Source organism: Streptomyces bathyalis, from assembly GCF_015910445.1.
In the GTDB taxonomy this organism is placed as follows: domain Bacteria; phylum Actinomycetota; class Actinomycetes; order Streptomycetales; family Streptomycetaceae; genus Streptomyces; species Streptomyces bathyalis.
The window spans coordinates 3,941,818-3,966,277 of record NZ_CP048882.1 but is presented as its reverse complement, the minus strand read 5'-3'; the positions used below and the strand labels follow the sequence as shown (position 1 = coordinate 3,966,277).

The 24,460-nt window shown below is 69.6% G+C and carries 21 protein-coding genes; 10 read left to right on the top strand and 11 right to left on the bottom strand.

The window, feature by feature from the left end; all coding sequences use genetic code 11:
- Nucleotides 1-115: 115 nt before the first annotated feature.
- Complete coding sequence (locus G4Z16_RS17270; protein WP_246530906.1) at nucleotides 116-1,585, bottom strand: FG-GAP repeat protein; 1,470 nt, start codon at nucleotides 1,583-1,585, stop codon at nucleotides 116-118.
- Between the two features lie 287 nt (nucleotides 1,586-1,872).
- Between G4Z16_RS17270 and G4Z16_RS17265 the strand changes: the two genes are divergently transcribed.
- Nucleotides 1,873-2,061 carry a hypothetical protein gene (locus G4Z16_RS17265; protein WP_197351663.1) on the top strand — a complete coding sequence of 63 codons (189 nt, stop codon included), beginning with the start codon at nucleotides 1,873-1,875 and terminating at the stop codon, nucleotides 2,059-2,061.
- A gap of 113 nt (nucleotides 2,062-2,174) precedes the next feature.
- On the opposite strand, the gene G4Z16_RS17260 is transcribed toward G4Z16_RS17265, so the two are convergent.
- Nucleotides 2,175-3,989 (bottom strand): helix-turn-helix domain-containing protein, encoded by a 1,815-nt coding sequence (locus G4Z16_RS17260; protein ID WP_197351662.1) that lies wholly within the window; start codon nucleotides 3,987-3,989, stop codon nucleotides 2,175-2,177.
- Nucleotides 3,990-4,340: 351 nt separating this feature from the next.
- Here G4Z16_RS17260 and G4Z16_RS17255 point away from each other — a divergent pair, with 351 nt between their 5' ends.
- Together G4Z16_RS17255 and G4Z16_RS17250 are read left to right on the top strand one after the other, a co-directional pair.
- On the top strand, nucleotides 4,341-5,726 hold the full coding sequence (locus G4Z16_RS17255; RefSeq protein ID WP_197351661.1) for an MFS transporter: 1,386 nt from the start codon (nucleotides 4,341-4,343) through the stop codon (nucleotides 5,724-5,726).
- A gap of 44 nt (nucleotides 5,727-5,770) precedes the next feature.
- Nucleotides 5,771-7,264, top strand: a complete 1,494-nt coding sequence (locus G4Z16_RS17250; protein WP_197351660.1) for an AMP-binding protein — start codon at nucleotides 5,771-5,773, stop codon at nucleotides 7,262-7,264.
- Between the two features lie 70 nt (nucleotides 7,265-7,334).
- Here G4Z16_RS17250 and G4Z16_RS17245 read toward each other — a convergent pair whose 3' ends face one another.
- The 3 genes from G4Z16_RS17245 to G4Z16_RS17235 form a co-directional block, all read right to left on the bottom strand.
- Nucleotides 7,335-7,628, bottom strand: a complete 294-nt coding sequence (locus G4Z16_RS17245) for a GYD domain-containing protein (RefSeq protein WP_197351659.1) — start codon at nucleotides 7,626-7,628, stop codon at nucleotides 7,335-7,337.
- Nucleotides 7,629-7,890: 262 nt separating this feature from the next.
- Nucleotides 7,891-8,409: a hypothetical protein gene (locus G4Z16_RS17240; RefSeq protein WP_197351658.1), complete on the bottom strand. Its 519-nt coding sequence runs from the start codon at nucleotides 8,407-8,409 to the stop codon at nucleotides 7,891-7,893.
- Between the two features lie 424 nt (nucleotides 8,410-8,833).
- Nucleotides 8,834-9,652, bottom strand: coding sequence for an NAD-dependent epimerase/dehydratase family protein (locus G4Z16_RS17235; protein WP_197351657.1), 819 nt, complete (start codon nucleotides 9,650-9,652; stop codon nucleotides 8,834-8,836).
- 404 nt (nucleotides 9,653-10,056) lie between these two features.
- Here G4Z16_RS17235 and G4Z16_RS17230 point away from each other — a divergent pair, with 404 nt between their 5' ends.
- Entirely contained in the window at nucleotides 10,057-11,604 is a 1,548-nt protein-coding gene (locus G4Z16_RS17230) for an MDR family MFS transporter (protein ID WP_197351656.1), read from the top strand.
- Nucleotides 11,605-11,628: 24 nt separating this feature from the next.
- Nucleotides 11,629-12,105: an HIT family protein gene (locus G4Z16_RS17225; RefSeq protein WP_197351655.1), complete on the top strand. Its 477-nt coding sequence runs from the start codon at nucleotides 11,629-11,631 to the stop codon at nucleotides 12,103-12,105.
- Between the two features lie 254 nt (nucleotides 12,106-12,359).
- Here G4Z16_RS17225 and G4Z16_RS17220 read toward each other — a convergent pair whose 3' ends face one another.
- Complete coding sequence (locus G4Z16_RS17220; protein ID WP_197351654.1) at nucleotides 12,360-14,792, bottom strand: SpoIIE family protein phosphatase; 2,433 nt, start codon at nucleotides 14,790-14,792, stop codon at nucleotides 12,360-12,362.
- A 543-nt stretch (nucleotides 14,793-15,335) separates the two neighbouring features.
- On the opposite strand from G4Z16_RS17220, the gene G4Z16_RS17215 reads away from it, so the two are divergent.
- The 4 genes from G4Z16_RS17215 to G4Z16_RS17200 all read left to right on the top strand — a co-directional run bounded on the left by G4Z16_RS17215 (nucleotide 15,336) and on the right by G4Z16_RS17200 (nucleotide 18,924).
- Nucleotides 15,336-16,034, top strand: a complete 699-nt coding sequence (locus tag G4Z16_RS17215) for an alpha/beta fold hydrolase (RefSeq protein WP_197351653.1) — start codon at nucleotides 15,336-15,338, stop codon at nucleotides 16,032-16,034.
- A 610-nt stretch (nucleotides 16,035-16,644) separates the two neighbouring features.
- Entirely contained in the window at nucleotides 16,645-17,142 is a 498-nt protein-coding gene (locus G4Z16_RS17210; RefSeq protein ID WP_197351652.1) for a quercetin 2,3-dioxygenase, read from the top strand.
- A gap of 278 nt (nucleotides 17,143-17,420) precedes the next feature.
- The gene (locus G4Z16_RS17205) at nucleotides 17,421-18,182 is read left to right on the top strand and encodes a S1 family peptidase (RefSeq protein ID WP_197351651.1); all 762 of its coding nucleotides are present in this window, start codon (nucleotides 17,421-17,423) and stop codon (nucleotides 18,180-18,182) included.
- 181 nt (nucleotides 18,183-18,363) lie between these two features.
- Entirely contained in the window at nucleotides 18,364-18,924 is a 561-nt protein-coding gene (locus G4Z16_RS17200) for a DinB family protein (protein ID WP_197351650.1), read from the top strand.
- A gap of 119 nt (nucleotides 18,925-19,043) precedes the next feature.
- On the opposite strand, the gene G4Z16_RS17195 is transcribed toward G4Z16_RS17200, so the two are convergent.
- The 4 genes from G4Z16_RS17195 to G4Z16_RS17180 form a co-directional block, all read right to left on the bottom strand.
- Nucleotides 19,044-19,661: a TOPRIM nucleotidyl transferase/hydrolase domain-containing protein gene (locus G4Z16_RS17195; protein WP_197351649.1), complete on the bottom strand. Its 618-nt coding sequence runs from the start codon at nucleotides 19,659-19,661 to the stop codon at nucleotides 19,044-19,046.
- A 350-nt stretch (nucleotides 19,662-20,011) separates the two neighbouring features.
- Entirely contained in the window at nucleotides 20,012-20,437 is a 426-nt protein-coding gene (locus G4Z16_RS17190; protein WP_197351648.1) for a GNAT family N-acetyltransferase, read from the bottom strand.
- Nucleotides 20,438-20,682: 245 nt separating this feature from the next.
- Entirely contained in the window at nucleotides 20,683-21,657 is a 975-nt protein-coding gene (locus tag G4Z16_RS17185; protein WP_425508088.1) for a TIGR03557 family F420-dependent LLM class oxidoreductase, read from the bottom strand.
- A 408-nt stretch (nucleotides 21,658-22,065) separates the two neighbouring features.
- A complete protein-coding gene (locus G4Z16_RS17180; protein ID WP_197351647.1) occupies nucleotides 22,066-22,308 on the bottom strand; it encodes a WhiB family transcriptional regulator in 243 nt (80 codons plus the stop codon).
- 298 nt (nucleotides 22,309-22,606) lie between these two features.
- On the opposite strand from G4Z16_RS17180, the gene G4Z16_RS17175 reads away from it, so the two are divergent.
- Nucleotides 22,607-23,809, top strand: a complete 1,203-nt coding sequence (locus G4Z16_RS17175; protein WP_246530905.1) for an FUSC family protein — start codon at nucleotides 22,607-22,609, stop codon at nucleotides 23,807-23,809.
- Nucleotides 23,810-23,930: 121 nt separating this feature from the next.
- On the opposite strand, the gene G4Z16_RS17170 is transcribed toward G4Z16_RS17175, so the two are convergent.
- Nucleotides 23,931-24,296 (bottom strand): MmcQ/YjbR family DNA-binding protein, encoded by a 366-nt coding sequence (locus G4Z16_RS17170; protein ID WP_197351646.1) that lies wholly within the window; start codon nucleotides 24,294-24,296, stop codon nucleotides 23,931-23,933.
- Nucleotides 24,297-24,460 lie beyond the last annotated feature (164 nt).

Sequence of the window (24,460 nt, the reverse complement as noted above, 5' to 3'; positions counted from 1 at the left end):
CGGTTCCAGTTGCGCGAACCAGGACGGTGCAGCAGGGGCGGTGGACCGCAACAAGCCCCGGGCCAGAGAGACCCGGGGCCTATCGGGGGCGCGGGCTCAACCCCGCAGGGCGCGATCAGCGACTGTTCAGTGGCTTGCCGTACTTGTGGGCCGTGGACAGATACGGGAGGCCGAGCGTGCGGGGCGAGAAGGCCGCCGAGCCTGCGGCCGAGCCCTTGGGGAGGAGCCATGCGGCTCCCAGGGAGGCGTTCTCGCCAGGGGATCCGACCGTGACGTCCGGTACACCGTCGGCGTTGTGGTCGCCCGAGGCGACCGCCGCGCCGAAGGCGTCGCCGGCCTCGGCGACGCCGGGAACGCCGGCGGTGTCCTGGTTCCAGGTGACGGACGTGGCAGCGCCGTTGGCGTCGAGCAGACCCTGAGCGCCGCCGCGGAGCAGCCAGGCCGCGCCCGCCCCCGCCTGGCTTCCGATGGCCTCACCCGGAGCGCCCGAGATCAGGTCGTCGCGGCCGTCGCGGTTGACGTCGGCTACGGCGAGGGCGGCGCCGAAGCGGTCGCCGTTCTCGGCCACGCCCGGGACGCCCGCCGTGTCCTGGTTGAGGGTCTGGGCACGGCTGCCGAACGAGCCGCTCGCTGGGCTTCCGTAGTGCGTGTGGATGCCACCCCCCTTGGCGAGTTCCTCGGGGCCGCAGGGGTCGTCGATGTTCTCGTCGGCGATCTCGCGGCACTCGCCGAGGGCCAGGTCGTCGTGGCCGTCACCGTCGAAGTCGCCGGCGGCCAGGGCCGTCACGCCGGCGTTGTCCGTGTTCCAGAAGTTGGCCATCTCGGACTGGTCGGTGTCCCACTTCCACAGGCGCACGTGGGACTGCGTGAAGGGGGCGTCCACGGTCCAGTACGCCACGGCCAGGTCCGCCATGCCGTCGCTGTCGAAGTCGCCGGTGGCCAGGACGGGGGCGCGGCCGCCCATGTGGTCGGTGACGACGGTCGTGATCATGCTGTCCTCACCCTTGATGACCCGAGCGGCGACCTTGTCCGTGCCCCCGACCACGATCTCCTTGTTGTCGTCGCCGGTCATCTCGGCCGCCACGACCGATTTGCCGTACGCGGCCGACGGCGACGGCCCCGTCATGGTCGTCGACCCCGGCCCGGGCCCGTCCGTCGAGCCGCCCACGACGGTGACCATGCCCGCGTCCGTACCGCGGTCGGTGACGTCCTCGCCGGGGGCACCGGCGAGCAGTTCCGCGATGCCGTCGCCGCTGAGGTCCACCAGGGTCACGGATGCGCCGAAGCGGTCGCCGGCCTCCGGGGTGCCGGGAACCTCGGGGGTGGCCTGGGTGAGACGGAAGCTTCCGTGGGCGCCGGCGCCCTTCGGGCCGCCCAGGACGACGTTCACATACCCGGCCTTGGCCTTGCCCCCGACGGTCCCGTCCGGGACGCCGACGGCGAGGTCCGCGTAGCCGTCGCCGTTGAAGTCGCTCGTGGTGGTACGGGGTGCCGCAGCGGTGGCGCCGGACGGGAACACGAACCCGGCGGTGGCCGCAACGGCGGCTGCGATGGCGTACGTCAGGATGCGGCGGCTGCGTGACACGGAGGCTCCCCCTCGGTCGACGGTGTGGGGGGTTCGTCTGATGTGACCGTCGAAGGGCGGAGCTAGTTGTACGGAGTTCACCGGCAGTTGGCGGCAGGTTCACGGTTGGCCGGGTGAAGCCCGCGATGTTGCGGGCGCCCCGGGTCCGCGACGCGGTCATCGCCGGGCTGACCCGGATGGAACTCCGGCGTCGTGGTCACTGGCCTCTCGGGGATGCACCGGCCGAACCCGTTCCACCGGCCTGCGAGGACCCGTTACGGTCTGGCCGACACGAGGGAAAGGGCGCAATGGCCGACTACGAAACGCACGTGCACAAGGCCGAGGAGCTGATCGCCGCCTTGAGGGGAGACAAGGAGTTGAGAGGCAGCATTCGCGGCCTGACGGGCGATCACATCGTCGGAGTCGCGCAAGTCGAAGCACTGCTGGCGCTCGCTGCCGCGATCAACGCCGGAAATGAGCGCCGCGACGAGGCGTGACCTCTGGCCGTGGACGGTCCGGTCCCGCCAAGGTGCCGACAGCGCCGGCCACTTCCAGGTCACTCGGGACGCCGGCGGCGGCGAATCCGAAGGCTTCGCGCACCCGCCTCGACTCAACCCTCGGCGCCTGAGCTGCCCCCTTCGAACGCCACCCGCAGTTCACGTAGGCGGACCGCCAGGTGGAGACGCAGCGCGGAGTCCGGGGCGCGCCAGTCGTCGCCGAGCAGGGCCCCGATCCGGTCCAGGCGCTTGAGCAAGGTGTTCATGTGGACGTGCAGGGAGCGCGCGGTCCGGCTCAGGTTCCCGGAGTTGGCGAAGTAGGCGGCCGTCGTGGTGACCAGGTCGGTCGAGCGCCGCTGGTCGTACTCCAGGAGCGGCCCGAGGGAGTCGGTGAGGAACCGGTCCAGGTCGTGCGAGCGTTCAGGGTCGAAGACGAGTGCGTACATCGCGTGCTGCTGGGTGGTCGAGCCGCGGTCGGTCTCTCCCAGGGAGCGCATCACCTCGAGGCAGCGCTGTGCCAGCGTGAACGAGCGGGACCGCTCCTGTCCCTGGATGCGATCGGCGACCACGAGTACCGGCGCGCCGAGCGTGTGCCGCAGTCGGTCGTGGATCGCGTTCGCCACGTCGTCCACGTCGTCGGCGCGCAACAGCATCGTGGCCCGGCCCAGATACTCGCCCGCCAGCCCGGACCACTCGGGCGAGACGGCGTTCAGCTGCCGCACGACGTCGCTCGTGGACTTCCCGGGGCAGTCGGCCACGACGAGGACATCGAGGTGATCGACCTCGACCCCGCGGGCGATCGCCCTGTCGCGCTGAGCAGGGTGGAGCGGCTGGCGTGACAGCAGTTCCATGAGCAACTCGCCACGGACCCGCTCCTCCGCTTCGACGCGGGCATCGCGCATGAGGATCAACAACCCCATGATCTGGGCCGAGCGTTCGAGCATGCGGATGTCCGGCGGCTCCGGTGCGGCAGGACGCGTCAGGGACAGCGAACCGAGGTGGCTGCCGCCGGCCTGGATGACCGCCACGCTGCGGACGGCCCCGTCGTCGCCCTCCGCGGTGGCGCACCGCCCGGTCCTGCGCGCCGCCTCGAGCAGTTCCGGAGCCGGTTCCCGGCCGGTCCCGACCACGGCTCCTCCGGAGGAGCGGCTGGCGACGACTCTGTCGTCCCGGTCCAGGACGGTCACCATGCCCTGCAGGTGCTCGACGAGAACCTGCGCGAGGTCCCCGGGCCCGCCGCCCGTCAGCACCACGTGAGTGAGTGCCTCGTGAACGGCCGCCGCACGCTCCATCGTGGTCACCTGGTCCTCGATCGTGCGATTCGCCTCCTGGAGCCGCTGCACCGAGATACGGCTCTCCTCGTAGAGCCTCGCGTTGTTGAGGGCGATAGCCGCGTGGTCGGCGAAGGCGCTGAACAGGGCGACCTCGTCGTTCTCGAAGGGCCGTTCGGTGCGGTCGGCTGCGAAGAGGGCCCCCACCGCGCGCTCGCCCACCAGAAGCGGTACGCCGAGCAGCGCCATGAGCCCCTCGCCCGCCACGAGCTGGTCGAACGTGGAGTTGTGGCGGAGGGTACGGGCCTCGCGGTAGTTGCTGACCCAGAAGGGGGCCTTGGACTCGATCACGCGCCCGCCCAGACCGGCCCCCGGAGGCATGCGCGCCGATGAGAACTCCGGCGAGATGGTGCCTGCCGACGCTCGGAGGGTGAGGTTGCCCTCCGCGTCCAGGAGTGACAGGTAGGCGAAGTCGCTGCCGATCAACTCGTGAGCGTGTCTGACGATCGACGGGAGGACCTCGTCGACCTCGCCGAGGGCGGCCAGCGAGCGAGCCGTGGCGTACAGGCTGCTGAGCTCGCGCTCGCGCCGCAGCCGGTAGGAAGCCAGCTCGTCGTTGTCAGTGGCGCCGTGCGTGCCGGATTCCATGCCTGCCATCGATACCCCCCATGAGGGACTGGGGTGGAATTTTCATACACCTTGGGGTCGCCAGGAGTGTATCCATTTTCCATCTCATGGAGAGCTTGAGCGGCTCTAGTCTCGCCCCACGCCACACGGTCGTGATGCGCGTCGCAGTCGCCTGTCACACGGGCAGTGACGACGTACGAGGGAGAGGCGGGCCAGGTGGAGTTCGCTCCCCGCGGCGAGGTCGCGATTGTCACCGGTGCCGCGAGTGGACCCCTGGCGATCCCACGTCCGCTCCGCCCGTAACGGCCGCCGCAAACCCGAAGAGGCCGGCCGGCCGACGTCCGCGCCCATCAACTCCTCCCCAACTCCTAGGGACACCGCATGACTTCATCCGCGCAAGCGCACGTCGACGGCGGCGGCTCTGCTCCCGCCCCGGCGGCCGAGCGCCGCTCCTCCCGGAAGCTCCTCGCGGCCGGGCTGATCGGCAGCTCGATCGAGTGGTACGACTTCTTCCTGTACGGCATGGCGGCGGCGCTGGCCTTCCCGCACGTCTTCTTTCCCGACTCGTCCCCCCTCATGGGCACCTTGCTGTCCTTCAGCACGTTCTGGGCCGGTTTCGTGGCCCGGCCCCTCGGCGGGGTCCTCGCGGGCCACTTCGGCGACAAGTACGGCCGTAAGCCCACGGTCGTGGTCTGCCTCGTCGGAATGACGGCCGCGACCTTCCTCATCGGCTGCCTGCCGAGCGCCGCGACCGTCGGCATACTCGCTCCGACCCTGCTGGTGGTGCTGCGCTTCCTCCAGGGGATCGCGGCGGGCGGCCAGTGGGGCGGAATCGCGCTTCTCCTCACGGAGTCGGCGTCCGCGAAGCGTCGCGGGTTCGCGGGCACGTTCGGCCAGACGAGCGTCCCGGTCGCGGTCATCATCGCCAACCTGGTCCTCATCGCGGCCAGCACCCTGTTGCCGAGCGATGCCTTCCTGAGCTGGGGCTGGCGCATCCCGTTCCTGCTCAGCGCCGTGATGTTCCCCGTCGTTCTCTACATTCAGACGAAGGTCGAGGACACCCCCGACTTCCGGAAGCTGCAGGAAGAGGCCGCGCGGAAGCAGCAGGCGACCGTGGTACGGGCGCCCCTGAACGAGGCCGTACGCCGGAACTGGGGCCGCATCCTCCTCGGCTGCGGCACTCTTTCCGCCACGAACAGCCTCTTCTACGTCAGCATCACCGGCCTGCTGAGCTACGGCACGACCACGCTCCACATGGAGCGGAACTCGCTGCTGACGGTCACGCTGCTGAGCTCCGCGCTGATGACGGTGGTCCTCCCCGTCGCGGGACATCTGTCGGACAAGTTCGGGCGACGGATCCTGATCCTCGTGGGCGGGCTCGGCGTAGCGGCCTGGGCCTTCCCCTACTTCGCGCTGGTGGGGACGAAATCGGCACCATTGATCTTCGTCGCGGTCGCCGTCGGATTCCTCTTCCAGGGACTGACGTACGGCCCGGCGGCCGCCTTCCTCGGTGAGCTCTTCGCGCCGAACGTCCGGTACTCCGGCGCCTCTCTCGCCTACCAGCTCTCCGCCATCGTCGTCAGCGGCGGCACACCGATCCTGATGACCGCCGTCATCGCGGAGACGGGGACGACCACCCTGGTCGCGGTCTACATCGCTCTCATGGGCCTCATCACCTTCGCCAGCGCCTGGTTCCTGCCCGAGACGAACCCGCTGGAGGTGCGCCGGGACCCCGACGCCCTTCCCGGAGCACACCTCTACAGCTGACCGGTCGGCCGGCCCACACCACGAACGATGAAGAGGGATTGCACATGTTCACTCCGGAAGTTGGTTTCCCACTCGGTGACATCCCCGAGGCGTATGCGGCGGAGCGTCCGGACGACGTCGCGGTGCGCGCGGACGACGAGGAGCTGACCTGGGGACAGCTTCACCGGGCGAGCAATTCCGTCGCGCACGGCCTCAAGCTGTCCGGTGTCGAGCAGGGACGCATCGTCGCCCTGATGTTGCCGAACGGCCCGGACGTCGTGGTGGCGGCCTTCGCCTGTCTCAAGATCGGCGCCCTCCCGCAGCCGCTCTCGACCGCACTCGCACCCGCTGAGGAGCAGGCGATCCTGGAGCTGTCCGACCCTGCGGCCGTCGTCGGCCTCGAGGACGGCGTGCCCCTGGGCGACGGTCGATTCCGGTCCACGACCGTCGCGAAGCTGCGCCAAGCCGGCGGTGGGGACGCCGAGTTCGCGACGGAGATCGGCCCGTCATGGAAGGCGCCGACCTCGGGAGGATCCACCGGCAGGCCGAAGATCATCCTCTCGGGGTCGCCGGGCACCTTCAACGCCTTCGATACGGAGGCCTGGGGCTTGAGGAGCGGTGAGCAGGCACTCATCACGGCGCCGGTCCACCACAACGCGCCCTTCTCGACGACCATGACGACCCTGTTCAACGGCGGCACAGTCACCCTCCTGGGCAAGTTCGACGCCGAGCGGGTGCTGGCCGAGATCGACCGGCACGCGATCACCTGGGTGTACCTGGTGCCGACCATGATGCGACGCATCCTGGCGCTGCCCGAGCAGACCCGCGAACGCTACGACCTCTCCTCGCTGGTGTCGGTGTGGCACTGCGCGGAACCGTGTCCGCCCGCGATCAAGCAGGCGTGGATCGACTGGCTGGGGGCGGAGAAGATCTGGGAGCTCTACGCCGGAACCGAGGCCCAGGCGGGGTGCACCATCTCGGGCAAGGAATGGCTGCGGCACCGCGGCTCGGTGGGCAGCGTGACCTGGGGCGAAATCAAGATCGTGGCACTCGACGGCACGCCCGTGACCGAGCCGGGAGTCACCGGTGAGGTCTTCATGCGGGTCGTTCCCGGCAACCCGCCCACGTTCCGCTACATCGGAGCGGAACTGAAGGAGATCGACGGGTGGTCGACCCTCGGCGACATCGGTGAGTTCGACGAGGACGGCTACCTCTATCTGCACGACCGACGCTCGGACATGCTGCTGGTCGGCGGCGTCAACGTCTATCCCGCCGAGATCGAGAGCGCGCTCGCCGAGCACCCTGGCGTCCTGTCCAGTGCGGTCATCGGGCTGCCGGACGCCGACCGTGGGAACCGGATCCACGCCATCGTGCAGATCGAACAGGGCGGCACGACCACGGCCGAGGAGATCGACTCATTCGTCGCGAAGAGGCTGTCGCCCCACAAGCGGCCCAGGTCGGTCGAGCTCGTGGACACCCCACTGCGCAGCGCGGCAGGCAAGTTGAGGCGCTCCGCGCTGCGGGCCGAGCGCCTGGCCGACCCCGGGGCAGCCGGCTGACCGGCTGCAGTCCCCTGGACGGCACCCGGGACAGCCCGCTGACCGGCTGGCGCGGTTCCCTCAGGGGTCGTCAGCCGACCTTGCCGATGATGCTTTCCATTTCCTCACTGCCAAAGGCCCGCAACGTCGTCGTACGGACGTTGCCCACTCCGCCGAGCTGGAGGAGCAACGCGGTGGCGGTTTCGTCGTCGGGGGCCTCGACGACGGCCACGAGGTCGTAGGGGCCGACGGTCCAGTAGATGTCCAGGAGCCTTGCCCCGAGCTTCTGTGCTGCTGCGCCGAAGGCCTCCGCCCTCTTCGCGGTGTCCTTGTAATTTTCGATCCCTTGATCGGTCCAGTTCAGCAAGGTGACAAACTTCGGCATGTACTTTCCCTTTCGCGAGGGAACACATCACGAGGACAATCCTGGCCATCGGAACTGAAGCCTGCATGAGGTGCGCACCCGAACGAGGAATACAAGCGACCGCAGGCGTCGGTCGGAGAGGCCGGAACGGGAAACCGTCCGACACCACGGAGAACGCGGGGCTTCGTCCCGGAAGCCAAAAACGGCCCCCTTGGCGACGGGGGCCGTTTTTGCTGTTGCGGTGGCTCGATATGACCACAGCCGGTTTCCCGTGATCGACCGTTTACCGTCGCCGGTCGTGGGAGTACGCCACGACCACGTGGAAGCCGCGGTCCGCCAGCGCTCCGGCCGAGTTGTACGTCTGGATGAACAGACAGTTCCTGGTGTCGGCACGGCCCACGACGGTGATCTCACCGGGGTCCGAGTCCCCTGAGTTGCCGGGAAGCCCGATGCTTGCGGTGTAGGTGCCGTTGGTGACCGGCACCTTGAAGCAGACCTGGTAGGTGCCGATGAGCGAACTGACCCTGGAGGACGAGGCGGCACCGAAGCTCTGGCCCCTTACGAGGCTCGCGTCTTCCCGCACGACAGCCCGCACGACCTTCTGGTGCTGCCTCTTCTCGTGCCCACTGAGTCCCTTGGCGGGCGTCTTCGCGACCTTCGAGGTCTTCGAGTTCGCCGAGTTCGGCGGGACCGGCTTCACCGGGGCGGATTTCACCGAGCCCGCAGCGGGGTCGGCGGGAGTGCTTCCCTGGGCGGCCGCGGGCGAAGCGATGAGAAGGCCGGTGATCAGGGTTCCGGCCACTGCCGAAACACCTCTTGCGGCCCAAATGGTGCTCTTGGACCGGCCATTGAAGCGTCGTGGAGTCCTGACGTCGAATCCCATTCCTGCGCTCCTGCTCTATTGAGTGCGAATGTCACCCAGAAAAGGCGAGGGTGCTTACTTCCAGGCCGCCGCTTCAGCACGGACCTCATGCATGAGATCCCCCGGCGAACGGTCTTTGGGAGTGACTCGGGATTGGTTGGCAACCCCCAACCGATTGGGTGCGGCAGCCTGTTTCCGGTTTGACAAATTCCGTAGGCGGTGTATTCGATATCAGAAAATCTGAACTATCACCCGCGCGGGCCCTTGGAATGCCCCGGATGGGCAGCGCGACCGGGCTCTCCCCAAGCCCGGCTCCGGGGCCATGAGCGGAGTCTGAACGCTGAACAGGCGGGCCGCCGTCCCACTATGTGTCCCGCCGACGCGAGCGTGGCGACCAACCGATCACACGTCGGGCGCGAGAGCAGTCGAAGCCTCCAGCGTGCCCGCTGAGGGGAGCCCGCAGCTCGGTGTCGGGGCAGTGCTCGGCGAGGAGTTGCCCGGTCGGACGCGTGACGAGGGTGTCGTCAGCGGTGATGAGCAGGGTCTGGTACGCGTCGTACCCGTCCCGTGGCTCCAGGGCGAGCAGGCAGGCACGGGCAGCGTCCTCAAGGTCGACGTAGCCCCAGAGAGTCCGCACTCCCTCCTCCTCCGAGATGCCGTCGATGAGCCGGCTCACCTCGTCAGGGGTGAGGATCCAGTGGAAGCGCAGAGCGGTCACGGTCATGCCGCGGCGGGCGTACATCTGACCCATCCGTTCCATGAAGTCCTTGGTCAACGCGTAGGGGTCGACGTACTGCAGGGGACTGTCCTCGTCCACGGGGACGTAGGGATGCGTCAGCGGCTCCGGTGACCACGCCGTCCCGTGGATCGACCCGCTCGATGCCAGGACCGCCGTGCGGACCCCGGCGGTCCACCCTTCCTCCAACGCATTGAACGTGGACATCGTGTTGGCGTGCACCAGCTCCGCAGGCGCGACCCCTTCCGGGCTCGGGATCCCGGCGCAGTGGATGATCGCGTCGGCCGACTCCAGGGACCGGGCCACCGCGTGCCGGTCCAACAGATCCACCGAGCCGTCCGCGTCACCCGCGACATCGGCCTCGACGACGTCATGACCTGCGGCTGCCAGCTGCCGGCACACCTCGGCACCGAGCCTGCCACGCGCCCCGCTCACCCACACGCGCATGCGGGCAGGCTAAGCGCTCAGGCAAACAGGCAGGTGCTTGTCCACCGGGCTGCCGTGCAGGGCTGGGACTTTCCGCCCTGATGCGCACGGCACCGTCCACCACCGGAGCCGTCCAGTTGGCTCTCTCGCCAACTCGGCCGTCCTTGGCGCCCGTTGCGACGCCGGCAGCTTCCGACAGCGGCGGTGCCCCGGCGGGCACAGACAGCACGTGGCGCTTGGACGTGGCTCTCGCTTCGTCGAGCGGACGAGAATTCGGAGGAGATCTGCGCAGCGATGCGGAACACTCAGGCCGACCGATGAGTTCTGCCAGGCATGCCGGTCTTCACCGGTGCCCACACCCACTTTCGAACCGACGGCGCTCGGCCGCGGAACGACTGTGACCTGAACCACGACGAGGTGCTCCCATGTCAGCTGCGATCCAGGAAAGACCGGCCGTGCGGGCCGGCCGCACACCGACGGTGGTGCGGCTGCTCGTACTGGCCACGTTCGTGGTGATCCTCAACGAGACCATCATGATCAACGCCATTCCGCGGCTGATGGACTCCTTGCGCGTCACCGAGCAGGCGGCGCAGTGGGTATCCACCGCGTTCATGCTCACCATGGCCGCCGTGATTCCGATCACAGGCTGGTTCCTGCAGCGGGTCACCACTCGCCAGGCCTATGCGATAGCGATGGGCGTATTCCTCGCGGGTACCGCCCTGTCAGCCGTCGCGCCGTCCTTCGCAGTGCTGCTGCTGGGCCGGATCGTGCAGGCCGCGGGCACAGCCGTGATGTTGCCCCTGCTGATGACCACGTTGATGACCGTGGTGCCCGAGCATGACCGCGGCCGGGTGATGGGCAACGTCACCCTGGCGATCTCGGTGGCGCCCGCGCTCGGACCTGCCGTGTCCGGGCTGATCCTGCAACTCGGCTCCTGGCGACTGCTGTTCGTGGTCGTCCTGCCGATCGCGGCTCTGGTGACCTTCTTCGGGCTGCGCAAGCTGGACAACATAAGCGACCCGCAGACGAGCTCCATCGACTGGCCCAGCGTGGGCGTGGCGGCACTCGGCTTCGGGGGCCTGGTGTACGGCCTGAGCCTCTTCGGCGACAGCGACGGCCGGGTCGGGCTCGGCATCGGGATCGTCAGCGCCGGGGTCGCGACGATCGCCGTCTTCGTGATCCGCCAGCTCAAGCTGCAACGCACCGGTGCGCCTCTGATGGACCTGCGCATCCTCAGGCACCGCACCTACACCCTGTCCTTGATCCTGATGTCCGTCGGGTTCCTGGCGATGCTCGGATCGATGATTCTGCTGCCGCTGTACCTGCAGAACCTGCGCGGGCTCAGCCCGCTGGAGACCGGCATGCTGGTCATGCCGGGCGGGCTGGCCATGGGCCTGCTGGGACCGACCGTCGGAAAGCTCTTCGACCGTTTCGGCAGCCGGCCACTGGTGCTGCCCGGCTCGATCGCCACGCTGCTCGCCCTCGGCGGCCTCACCCAGGTCTCCATGACGATGCCGTACTGGCAGGTGCTGGGGTTGCACGCACTGCTGATGGTCAGCCTGGCGGCGACGTTCACCCCGGTCTTCACGCTGGGCCTGGGCGGGCTTCCCCCGCACCTGTACTCGCACGGCAGCTCCATGCTCGGGACGTTGCAGCAGGTCGCGGCAGCGTTCGGGACCGCGCTTGTGGTGACCGTGATGTCCGCGCGCGCCAGTCAACTGGTCGCCGACGGCGTCGCCGCCGTGCCCGCGCAGGTGGGCGGGATGAAGCTGGCCTTCGGCGTCGCGGCCGCTCTCGCCCTGGTGACGGTCGTCGTCGCGGCGAAGCTGCCGAACCGGGCCCCGGGCGCCGGCACCGAGGAGCACGGTACCGAGGACCAGGGAAGCGACGACGCGGTCCCGGTCCCGTCCGCCGATGAAGCCGCCGTGCAGCAGCAAGGTGCGACGGCTGTGAAGGCCGACGAGGGAGCCTGATGCGCCGGCGGCAGGTTCTGGGCGATGACTGAAGACTGGCGACAAGACCGGATCGGCAGCGCTCTTCGCGGCGAGAACCCCACGGTCCTGCGGCGCCTGACGGCAGGCTTCGCGGTGATCGGCGACGTCCAGTTCCTGCCGGGGTATTCGGTTCTCCTGGTGGACGACCCAGCTGTTCAACGGCTCTCGGACCTTCCGAGGCACAAGCGTCTGAGCTTCCTGTCCGAGATGGACAACCTCGGCGAAGCCGTCGAACGGGCCTGCCGGCGCGCGGATCCGGCGTTTCGGCGGGTCAACCTGGAGATCCTGGGCAACACCGACGGCTTCCTGCACGCACATGTCTGGCCACGATTCGACTGGGAACCGGCCGAGTTGGTGGGGGTGCCTGTCTGGCTCTACCCCGGAGACCGGTGGCGCGACGAGCGGTTCCGGCTCGGCCCTGAGCAGGACGGCCTGCGCGAAGCGATCGGCCAGGAGCTGGATGAGTTGTACGCCCGGTGAGCTGAGGGCAGGTGACGGCACCGGTCGGTTGACGGTGGACACCATCCGGCAGGCAACTTCCGTGAGTTGACGCTCTGCGCTGACGACGGACGAACGGATCACCTGCCGGCGCGAACGCCCGGGCCGCACCGTCCCCTTCGGCCCCAGGATTCCCGAACTCCGGGCCGAAACGGCGTCCTGTTGAAGCCGTTTCGGTGGCTCGGGCAGCCCTGTGGACGTCGATCCGCTCGGGAACCGCTTCGCCGTCCGGTGGGCTACGTCGTCGACGCGGAGGAGCTCAGCGGCTGCTCGGCCCAGATGGTCTTGCCCTCGTGTACGTACCGAGTGCCCCAGCGCTGCGCGAGTTGGGCCACGAGGAAGAGTCCACGGCCGCCCTCGTCCGTGCCGCGGGCCCGGCGCATGCGGGGGGAGGTGCTGCTGGTGTCGAAGACTTCGCAGATGAGGTCGCGGTCACGGATGAGGCGCAGGGTCATCGGCCCGTCGGCGTAGCGGTAGGCGTTGGTGACCAGCTCGCTCACGATGAGTTCGGTCGTGACGCTCATCTCCTCCAGCCCCCACTCGGTGAGTTGACGTGTCGCCGCGGTTCGCGCCTCCGCTGCGGCAGTGGGCTCCGCGGGCAGCTCCCAGGTGGCCACCTTCTCCGCAGTCAGGGCCCTGGTACGGGCGATGAGCAGCGCGACGTCGTCGGCGGGCCGTTCGGGCAGCAGCGCATCCTCCACCGCGGTGCACGTCTCCTCCAGCGTGCGGCCGGCTCCGGACAACGCTTCTCGCAGACGTGCCAACCCGTCGTCGAGGTCCCGCCGCCGGGCCTCGAGGAGGCCGTCGGTGTACAGGGCCAGCAGGCTGCCTTCGTCCAGCTCCAGCTCGGTGGTCTCGAACGGCAGCCCGCCCAGGCCGAGCGGCGGGCCCGCGGGCACCTCGGGGATGCTCACCTCTCCGTCCGGGGTGACGACGGCGGGCGGCAGATGCCCCGCACGTGCCAGGGTGCAGATCCGGGAGACCGGATCGTAGACGGCGTAGAGGCAGGTCGCGCCGATGAACTGCGGTGAATAGGCGTCGTTCTTCTCCTGCTCCGAGGCCAGGCGCCCGACGAGATCGTCCAGGTGGGCGAGCACCTCGTCCGGGGTGAGGTCCAGGTTGGCCAGCGTGTGCACGGCGGTGCGCAGCCGTCCCATGGTGGCCGCGGCGTGGGTGCCGTGTCCGACCACGTCACCGACCACGAGGGCGATGCGGAGCCCGGAGAGCGGGATGACGTCGAACCAGTCGCCGCCGACACCGGTGGTCGGGTCGGCCGGCCGGTAGCGGTGGGCGATCTCGGCCGCGGGGTGGCCGGGGACCTCGTGCGGCAGCAGGCTGTGCTGGAGGGTGAGTGCCGCCTGGTGCTGCTGGGTGTAGCGGCGCGCGTTGTCGATGCACAGCGCGGCGCGGGAGGCGATCTCCTCCGCGAGCGTGAGGTCGTCCTCCTCGAACGGCGCCGGCCGTCGCGACCGCCACAGGCCGAGGGTGCCCAGCACGATCCCGCGCGCCGCCAACGGCACCACCATCAACGAGTGGACGCCCAGCTCGAGCGCGCGCTCCCCCGGCTCCGGGGTGCCGGACGACCACGGACGGCGGCTGTCGAGTTGCGTTTCGAGGATCGGGCGTTGCTCGATCACACACCGGAAGTGCGGGGAATCCGGGGGGAAGGACGTCACGTCGCCGACCGGGACCATGACCTGCGACATCTCCGGCGGGACACAGTGGACGGCCATCCTGCGCGCCGGTCCGGACGCCCCCGGCATCGGCTCGTCACCGCGGATCACCGGCTGCAGCAGGTCCACGGAGGCACAGTCGGCCAGGTCGGGCACCACCGCCTCGGCCAGTTCGCGAGCGGTCTTCGCCACGTTCAGGGTGGTGCCGATGCGGCCACTGGCCTCGTTGAGCAGCGCCAGCCGGTGGCGGGCCCGGTAGCGGTCGGTCACGTCCTCGACCGTCTGCGCCACCCCGAAGACCCGCCCGGCGGGGTTCTGCATCCGGAAGGCGGAGACCGACACGATCATCTCCCGGGCAGGGTCCAGGGTGGTCCGGCAGAGCTGCTCGGCGAAGAGCGAGGACGTCCCCGACTCCAGTACCTCCCGTAGTTGCGCGTCGACCGCCTCAGCATCCGGCTGCAGCAGGAAGTCGCCCACCCGTCGGCCGCTGTGTTCCTCCGCCGAGAAGTCGCTGAACTTCGCGATCGCCCGGTTCACCCGCAGGATGCTCAGGTCCGGGGCGAACACCGCGAGTCCGATCGGGCACTTGCGGAACAGCCCGTACAGCAAAGACCGCTCCGTCTCCCAGCGGTCCACGTCTTCGGCCGGGGCGCCGACGAAGATCCACTCCCGGCTGGAATCGGGCCTGACGACAGCCCTGGCGCGGCAGCCCAGCTCCACGCGATGCCCATCGCGGTGCCGCACGGGCACGACGCCGAACCATCCCCGGCCATCCCGGCATGCCGCCACCGACTCCATGACCGCTTCGCGATCACCGGGGTCCACCAGGACGTCACAGGCCGGGCGGCCGAGCACCTCTTCGGGCGAATGGCCGAGCAGCTGCTCGGCAGGCTCACTCCAGCCCACGACCGTTCCGTGATCGTCGAGTACGAGCGAGGCCGCGGGACCCACCGCGAATGGGTCCTCCGGCCCCTCGCCGAACAACGACGCGTCCATCACCACCACCTCGTGCCTTCCCAGCGGGACCACGCGGGAGCACCGCTCGAGGGTGGCTCCTCACCGTGACCCGATGGCAGCACCTACGATGCTGAACCCAGTATCGGCCCCGGGCGCAATCCTCGCGTTCTCGCGATCGCACGCCGCGGGGTCACCCGGTTGCCGCGGATCGGCGACGGTACGCCCCCGCGGCGCTCATTCCGAGGCCCCCAGCGCTGCCCGGTACGAGGGCAGCCCGCGAGCCGGGCCTGAACGTCACGGCGCCGCGCCCCGCCCGCGTTCATGGATGAGGGACGGACCGCTGCCGCACCCTTGTCAGCGCCTACCTCCCGTTGAGACGTTGCGCGAACCCTGCGCGGAGAAGTCGCTCGTCCCGCGTACGAAGCGAGCGCCGCTCGTGATCCGGCAACAGACGCTTGGAGAAGCCATGCCCACCCTGACCCGCGGTGCCGCTCGGATCCACTACACCGATACCGGTGCCCCCCGGAGAAGCCCGACGCCCCGACGATCGTCTTCGGGCACGGTCTGCTGTTCAGCGGCTGGATGTTCGAGCCGCAGGTGCGGGCGCTGGCACACGAGTTCCGTTGTGTGACGCTCGACTGGCGGGGGCAGGGCGAGTCGAACGCACCGGCCGGAAAGTTCGACATGGACACCCTCAGCCTCGACGCCATCGCGCTCATCGAGCATCTGGACGTGGGGGCCGTGCACTTTGCCGGGCTCTCCATGGGGGGTTTCGTCGGCATGCGGATCGCCGCACGCCGCCCCGAACTGATCCGCTCGCTCACGCTCCTCGACACCAGTGCCGGTCCCGAGGACCCCGACAAGGTGTCCCGCTACCGCCTGCTCGCAAGCGTCTACCGGCTCATCGGCATCAAACCGGTCAAGAAGCAGGTGCTGCCGATCATGTTCGCGCCGAGCTCCCTGTCGGATCCCGCGTTCGCGGAGGTCATCGACGAATGGGTGGCGCGCCTTGCAAGGGTCAAGCGGTCGGGAATGACCAAGGCGATCCACGGTGTCACCGACCGGGAACCGATCGAGGGCGAGCTCGGCGCCGTCACCGCGCCGACGCTCGTCATAGTGGGCCAGGACGATGCGGCGACCCCCGTGCACAAGGCCGAACTCATCGCCGAACGGATCGCCGAGGCCCGCCTGGAGGTCGTCGAGGACTGCGGACATTCGAGCAGCGTGGAACAACCGGCTCGGATCAGCGAGTTGATCGCGGATTTCATCCGCGGTCACTGAGGGTTTCTCCGGGCGCGGGGCACTCCCCGGCGCCCGGCCCGCTCCTCAAGTGCAGGGGCCCCGTTCGCGGGCTGGGCCCACAGACTCGCGAGGGCTCTCGCACATCCGCTGGATGCGGCCGAGGCCGGCCAGCCTGCCCCGGGTCCTTGGTACCAAGCCGAGTTGAGCAACGTTGAGCAAGACGACGGATACGGGGCCGACTTGGGGGTATCGCTCGCCGTTGCAGGCGCGGCAGGCCAAGGGCCCACCCGGGCCTGCGCCTTGACCACTGTGCGCGTAACGGTCGGGCCCCCTCTCTCTCCCGGCCGGGACCCGCGCGACTCGCGCGTAGGCGTAGCGCCGCGGTGAACCCCCGTGTGTGGCGGTGGAAATCGCCCGTTCGGGGAGTATTGTCGCCGACCACATCGCGGCGGGAGGCCTCCCGCCGGCGCCGGTCCGGCCCGCCGACTGCACCGATCGGGGGCCCCAGGACGCACGCACCGCATCAGACGGAGGTCGTCGGTGCGACGACCGGCTCCGGAGGGCCACGCGACCACCGGCGAGAGTCCGGTCAGTGCGGTCGGGATGGCCGTCCCTGTCGCCCCGACCGGTCCATGAGGAGCGCTGACCCATGAATCCCCCTCCCCAGGAGAGCGCACAGCCCCAAGAGCACGCGCAGCCGCTGTGGTTGAACGACAACCTCGTGTATGTCCACGTCGGCGGCGAGCAGTCCGGCGGCGCGTACAGCCTGAGCGAGACCTTGGGTGCGCGCGGCAACATGCCTCCGCTGCACGTCCACCGGCGGAACGAGGAGACGTTCTACGTACTGGAGGGCGAGGTCCGGCTGTTCCTGGGCGATCGCGAGGTCGTGCTGACCGCCGGCCGGGCGGCGCTCGCTCCGCGCGGAGTACCGCACACCTACAGGGTCGAATCCGAACGAGCCCGCTGGCTCGTGATCAACTCGCCTGCAGGGTATGAGGAGTTCCTGCGCGCCACCGCCGAGCCCGCGCCCCGCGCCGAACTTCCGCCCGCAGGCCGGCGCAGCGACCCGGCCGCGCTCGCCGGTGCAGCGGCAGAGCAGGGCATCGACATCCTCGGCCCTCCCGGGACGCTTCCCACGCAGCTGTGAGCGTGACCAGCACCCGACGTCACCCCGTGAATCCCGGTGCCGACCCTGAGGCCGGTTCCACCCCGCGCTCGGCAAGCCTGCCGAGTGGCCGCCGGTCGCCGGATCGTGCCCGGAGGCAGCGGGTGAAGCGGGCGGTCGCGAGACATCTGGTGCACCCGCCACCGTTCTCACACAATGGGCACGCTCGGACAGACCGTCCGATAACGGGCTCAACACGCAAGCTGTGGCGGGCAGTTCAGCAATTCGGCCGCAGCGCAGCCAACCAGGAGGACTCGACGATGAGATCACGAAGATCCCGAAGACCCGACGCAGCCCCGCGTGCCGGGACGCGCCGCCGCCTTGCCGCAGGTGGCGCCTTACTCGCCGTACTGCTTCTCGGTTCACTGCCCGCGCAGGCCGCACACGCAACGCCGGGCGCGGACGCGTCCGTTGCGGCGAGCACTGACACGCAGCAGAACCGGCACGCCGCCAACCGGCAGGTGACCGTCCGAGGCGGAGACTCCCTCTACGCGGCAGGGCGCGTCTGCACCGTGAGCTTCAACGCCACCGACGGAACCAACGACTACGCCATCAGCCCGGGCCACTGCGTGGAAGGCGCGACCACTTGGTACGCCGACCCCGCCATGACCGTCGCCGTCGGCACGACGGCCGGCTCGTCCTTCCCCGTCAACGACTACGGGCTGATCCGCTACACCAACCCCGACGTCGCACGCCCGGGCGAGATCAATACCGGCAGCGGCGGGACGGTCGACATCACCCGCGCCGCCTCCCCCACCGTCGGCCAGTCGATGTGCCATGTGGGACGCGTCAGCGGCTTCCAGTGCGGCACCGTCCAGGCGGTCAACGTCTCGGTCAGCTACCCGGAAGGCACCGTCAACGGCCTCTTCCGGTCCACCGCCCACTCGGAGCCGGGCGACCAGGGCGGACCCGCCTTCTCCGGTGGCACCGCCCTCGGCTTCATCGTCGGGGCAAGCGCCGGTTCGACCTTCTACCAGCCCATCACCGAAGTCCTCAGCATGTACGGCCTGAGCCTCTCCTGATCCGCGCGCGTAGCCGCTCAACGGCCGCCGCCCGCTGTGCAGGCCGGCGGCGGCCGTCCGTCCATCCCGTCCACCCCCGTCCGTCCGGCGGACCGAGGGATCGGCGCACTGCCGAGGCGGGGCGCCGACAGGTGTGAATACTCGCTTGCACGGTGGCCCACGGCTCGGCATCGTCAACAAGGTGAGCGACGTACCCGAGCGGTGGAGCCAGGCGAACGTCTACCCGGACATGTGGGCGGACCCCGACGAGGATCCGCGCAACAAGGACGGGGCCAGCCCTGACGGCGAGTTGGCGACGCTGCAGGACTTCCTGAGCGGCTATCGGCTGACCCTGCGGATGAAGTGCGAGGGGTTGGATCCGCAGCAGCTGGCGCGCCGGTCCGTACCGCCGTCGACCATGTCCCTGCTGGGACTGGTCCGCCACCTTGCCGAGGTGGAGCGCGACTGGCGCAACTGGCTCCTGCCGGAGGACCCGGCACCGAAGCTGTACGGCGCGGGCGACGGCGACTTCGAGGGCGCCGTCGCGGAGCAGGCGGTCGTCGAGGGCGCGTTCGCCGACCTTGCTCGCGAACAGGCGGCGACCGATGCGGTGCTGGAAGAGCACTCGGATCTGGGCGCGCGGGTGGGTCAGGACGGCACCGCTGTCCGGGAGTTGTGGGTGCACCGGGTCGAGGAGTACGCCCGCCACTGCGGGCACGCCGATCTGCTGCGCGAATGCATCGACGGCCGGGTGGGGCAGTAACGCGGTAACCCCTCCGCGCCCGCCGGGCGCAGGGCCCGTGCGTCGTTCTCCGGTGGTCAACGAAGCGGCGCGGGGCGGGCGTTGGTGCCGGCAATGCCCGGCCCGGCATCACCCAGCGGTCAGAGGCTGGTGAGCAGTTCGTCGAGTGGGGCGGGTGTGCGGCCGGGTTCGAGGGCCTCGACGAGGACTCGGCCGTAGCGGATCTTGCGCCCCTTCTTCGTGCCGAGGAAGCGCCGCAGCTGCTGCTGCGAGGTACGGCCGCGCTGTGCGGGCTGGCGCAGGAAGGTCCGCAGTGCGCGCAGGTCGCCCTCCGCCCGGACGAGCTCCTCCACCCGTGCGGGGCCCAGCGCGCGGATGAGTTCGTCCTCCAGATCCGCCGCGCAGACGAAGAACCCTTGCTCTGCCGCGCCGGCCTGCGCCAAGCCGCGGGCGTAGTAACGGCGTTCCCCCTCGTCGCACAGTCCGGTGAGGCGGAGGCCCAGGCCGGACGGGCCGAGGATGCGGGTGAAGCGCCCGACGCTCATCGCCCCGCCCATCGCCAGGACGCAGACTCCTTCGGCGGCCAGGTTCCGGCCGCGGCTCGCGGCCAGCGCGCTGACCGCTGCGACATCGCTCGGCCCTTCGACCAGGACGACTGTCCGGACGGGCAGGCGCGCGGCCAGCTCTCGTGCGGGGTCGCCGGGACCGCCGGCCGCCCACGCGGTGACCGCCTCACGGAACGCCCCCATGTCAGACATGGGACGAGTCTGCGCCCTTTCCGGCCGCGGCGGTACGGAATTTTCTCCGGGGCGGGGTCCCGGCGGGGCGTGCCGTGCGCCCGTCAGGAGCGGTGGCCGACCGTCACGCGCCACCGTCTTCGCTCGTTACCACAGCACCGGACGTCCCCGCCCTACGCGCCGCCGCCCGCAAACTGGTGGTCGCCGTGGGGCGGGATTCCCGTAGCAGGAACCGCTGCACGGTCCAGCCTCCCGGCTGGCGGAACTGCTGGACCGGCAGCTCGCCGAATTCCCGGGCGGCCACGTCGGCTGCACCCAGTATCCGCAGGAGTTCGCCGAACAGCTGATCACCGTGCTCGACCAGGCCTGGTTCAGAGTTCCTTCGTCATGAACACCCTGCTCGTGCCGGGCGGCAGGCAGGGAATCGCGCCGAAGACGGACCAGCCGTTCTTCTGATAGAAGCCCGGTGCCTGAAAGCTCAGTGTGTAGAGGACGGCGTTGCGGCAGCCGCGCCGGCGTCCTTCTTCCTCGGCGGCTCTGAGGATCTCACTGCCCAGGCCGGAGCCCCGTGCCTCAGGCGGCAGGTGGAAGGAGTCGACGAAGAGGAGACCGAAGGATGTCCGGCCGACCAGGCCGCCGATCACCTTGTCCGTTGCGGGGTCCTTCACCAGCACGGCGAGCTCGCGCTGATCGTCGGCGCCCGTCTCCTGGGTGTTGAACTCGTCGAGCCCGTTGGAGATCGCGGCTGTCTCGTCCTCGCGTGGCCTGTCCGTCACGCACACGGTCGGTGTCAGCATTCCGTCCTTCCTGCTGCTCTCGCTGCCCGCGCGGGACGGGACAACGGCGGGACGAGCGGCGTTCAGCTGCATCAACTCAGCGCTCTCGCCCGCTGGTTCGCTTCATCTCCAGCTGGTCCGCGTCCTCGGTGCTCCGGGCCGGCGGTTGCTCTCCGCTTCGGCCGGCAGTTGCTGCTCGGCAGATCGGTCATGGCTGCGCTCCTTGTGGGGGTGGCAGGGTCGTCCGGCTGCAGGAGAACGGAGTCTCAACTGGTCAACTGCGGCAGGACCTTGGTCCGGTAGAAGTCGAAGAACCCCCGTATGTCGGGGCCGATCTGGCTGACGTTGACGGCGTCGAACCCGGCATCGGCGTAGGCCTTCAGGTTGCTGACGTGTTCATCGGGGTCGTCACCGCACGCCATGCCCGCGTCCAGCACGTGCTGCCGCGTCACCAGTTGACTCGCCTGCTCGAAGTGGGCGGGCGTGGGCAGCACCTGGTTCAGTTCGCCCGGCAGGAACATGTTCGGCCAGCGGTCACGGACGGTCTTCACCGCCGCCGCGCGGTCCGTGTCGTAGCAGACCTTCAGGCCGCCGAGAGCCGGCTTCTGCCCTCCGCCGCCGCGCCTGAACCGCGCGACGGACTCCTCGTCGGGGTCCATGGTGATGAACCCGTCGCCGATCCGGGCGGCCAACTCGACTGCGGCGGGACCGAAGCCACTGACGTCGATGGGCACGGGCTCGGACGGCACGTCGTAGAGCCGGGCGTTCTCGACGGTGTAGTGCCTGCCGCGGTGGCTGACCTGGTCGCCGCTCATCAGCTGCCTGATGACCCCGACGGCCTCCTCCAGCATCTCCAGGCGCACCGGCGCCTCGGGCCAGGCCTTCCCGAGGATGTGTTCGTTGAGCGCTTCGCCGCTGCCCACGCCGAGCCTGAACCGGTCCGCGCCGAGCATCACGGCACAGGTCGCCGCCGCGTGCGCGACGACGGCCGGATGGGTGCGCAGCGTCGGACACGTCACGGCGGTCTCCACCGGCAGCGAAGTGGCCTCCGCCAGCGCCCCGATCACGGACCAGACGAAGGGCGAATGACCCTGCGTGTTGTTCCAGGGGTGGTAGTGGTCCGAGATCCACAGCGACGTGAAGCCCGCCTGTTCGGCCATGCGGGCTTGCTCCACCAGCTCGCGGGGCCCGTGGTCCTCGCAGGCCAGGAAGTATCCGACGGTCATTGCCCGGTGAGTCATGCGGGACGGGTTACCAGCCGGCCGCTGAGATAACGGGTCCTCGTCGGAGACATCGGAACGGCTCCTGACCCGTATTCGGAACGGCTCCTCACCCGTATCAGGTTTCGCCCGGCGCTCCGTGGACACGCAGGGCCCGAGTGCTTCGGCCAGCAGGCATCTCACGGGAGACAACAACGCCCCCGCCGTGCGCGGTTCGGGGCGTCGGCTCGTGCAGTGCCGTTGCTCCCACCGGAATCTCCGTACCGAGACTGGCAGGAGCAGCGAGACGAGTGCCGCACCGCAGCAGGCCGTGCGAAGGCTTCGACGCCCCCGCGTCCCCGGACGACCCCGACCACGGCACACACGCACGGGCACGGACACGCACAGGCACCGCACAGGCACCCGCACCGGCGCGCGCACACGCTCCGTTCATGCCGCGGACGGCCCGACCCGGTCGGCCCCGTTGGCGCGTCGCCGCTCGGCGGCCGAAAGGCCACCCCAGACCCCGTCGTACTCACCGAATCCGAAGGTCTCGCACTGACTTCTCACAGGGCAGACGCGGCAGACCGCCTTGGCCTCCTCGATCTGCATCAGCGCGGGCCCCGATGAGCCGATGGGAAAGAACAGCTCAGGGTCTTCGTCCCGGCACGCGGCCCGGTACCGCCAGTCCATTGCGCACCCTCCAGAGCGCTTGTCGCGGGGGACCACCTGTCGCCGCCCACCGAGTCCCGGGGGCAACCGAGAGACAGGTGCCCGGTACCGCCTCGAAGCCGTTCCGACGTCCGAGGCTCACGTCCGTTTGACCCCGTACGCGGCGTTCAAACCGGAGGTCCCGCGTCGGCGAAGCATTCGAGCCGCTCTTCCGGGTCGTGAGGGCCGTGGAGCGCGGCGAGTTGGGGACGGACACCGAGCGGCAGGGAGCACTCCGGAAGGACCGGTCAGCAGCAGCCAGAAGGGAGTCGTGGAGCACGTGCAAGAAGCCAATGACCCGATGATGAGTCCCCCGGGCAACGCCCGCCGGGCCGTCGAATGGTTCCGCCGTGTCCGGCGGGCCGAGGGCTACGAACGTCACCTCGTGCTTCTCGTCGTGAAGAGCGCCTTTGCCGCGACGCTCGCGTGGGGCGTGGCCCATGAACTCATGGCAGCTCAGGCCCCGGCCTTCGCCCCGTTCTCCGCCGTGCTGATGATGCAGGTGACCGTCTACCAGTCGGTGGTGCAGTCGCTCCGGTACGTCGTCGCCGTGGCCGCAGGCGTGGTCCTGCAGGGTCTGCTGGCGTTCGCGCTGGGCCCGAACCTGCTGGCCTTCGCGGTCATGGCACTTGTCGCGCTGACGCTCTCCCGCTGGCCGAAGCTCGGCGCCCAGGGCACGCAGGTGAGCACCGCCGCGTTCTTCGCCTTCTCCCTCTACGTGATGGCCACGCAGACCGTGGCTCGCTTCGAGCAACTCGGGCAGATCCTTCTGCTCGTCCTGATCGGCTGCGGGTTGGGAATCGCCGTGAACATGCTCGTCTTCCCGCCGATGCGTTACCGCAGCGCCGAAAGGGGAATCCAGATCGTCTGCCGCTCGATGACGGATCTGTTCCGGGACGTCGTCTCGGGAGTGCGCGAGGGTGACCTGGAGGCCGAACGCACCAGCAACTGGCGCCATCGTGCGGGGGAGTTGGAGAAGACCGTTGCCCAGGCCCGTACGCACGTGGCCACCGCGTGGGAGAGCATCCACTACAACCCCCGGCGCAGCGCCCGCCACCACCGGCACACCGGATTCTCCACCTACGGCCCACTGGTTGAGGCGCTGGACCGCATCACCCGGCAACTGGTCTCGATGACCCGCTCGTTGGACCTCTGGTACGAGGAGACGTGGACGTCCCCCTACGCCGACTTCCTGCGCGAGTACGCCGACTTCCTCGGTGCCGTCAGCGACGTGACGGACGCCCTCTGCGATCTCGGCTCGGCCCCCCGGACCGAACAGCTGAAGGAGCTCCAGGACTTGGTCCGGCGCGCCGACGAGCGCCGCGTCCGGCTGGCCGACGGCGCCGACGAGCGGGGTTTGCCCAGCGGTGACCACTCCCGGCCGTACGGCGTCCTTCTCGTCGAAGCCACCCGCCTCACGGAGGAGTTCCGGTACGTCTGCGAGATCCTCGGCAAGGGCGACGACGGCAACCGGCCCGACTGACCTCGTCCGGCACCGAATTGGCACCCCCGCCCCGGAGCCCGACCGCAGGGATCCGCCCATCGAGGGCACTCCGTACTGCATTCGGAACGACATCCACGGACGCAGCGGGAAGGCCGACGGCTCAGCGCTCGTCCGGCTCCTCATCGGCACCAGGATCGAAGGCGTCCAGCAGACGAGCCGGAGCGGCCTGCCTCCAGGAATCGGCCAGGATGTCGCGCATCTCGTCACGGTCGTCCAGAGCGGCGATACGCACGCGCACCCACGGCGTACCCGCCTCGTGCGGCGGAACCCAGAACTTCTCCGGCTCGGCCGCGATCAGTTCGCCCCGCTCGTGCCTGGGACAACGCACGGCGAACGACGTCTCGTCGTCGGGGACCGTGATGAACATCTTGCCGGCGACGCGGAACGTGGGCATGCTCCACGCCTCCTTCTCCACTGTCTCCGGGAATGACAGCGCGATACGGCGGACGTCCTCTGAGTCGAGCATGGCACCAACCTATGGCGGCCCCGGGCCGCTGCTCCCTCACAGCGAGCTTCGCCGTGTCATCCGACGACGCCCTCCGGCATCACGCCGTGCCACGACTTCGGCGGTTGTTCATCCTGGCGCCCCCATCGCACACGCTCCCCCTGAAAGAATCTTCGGGCCCGCTC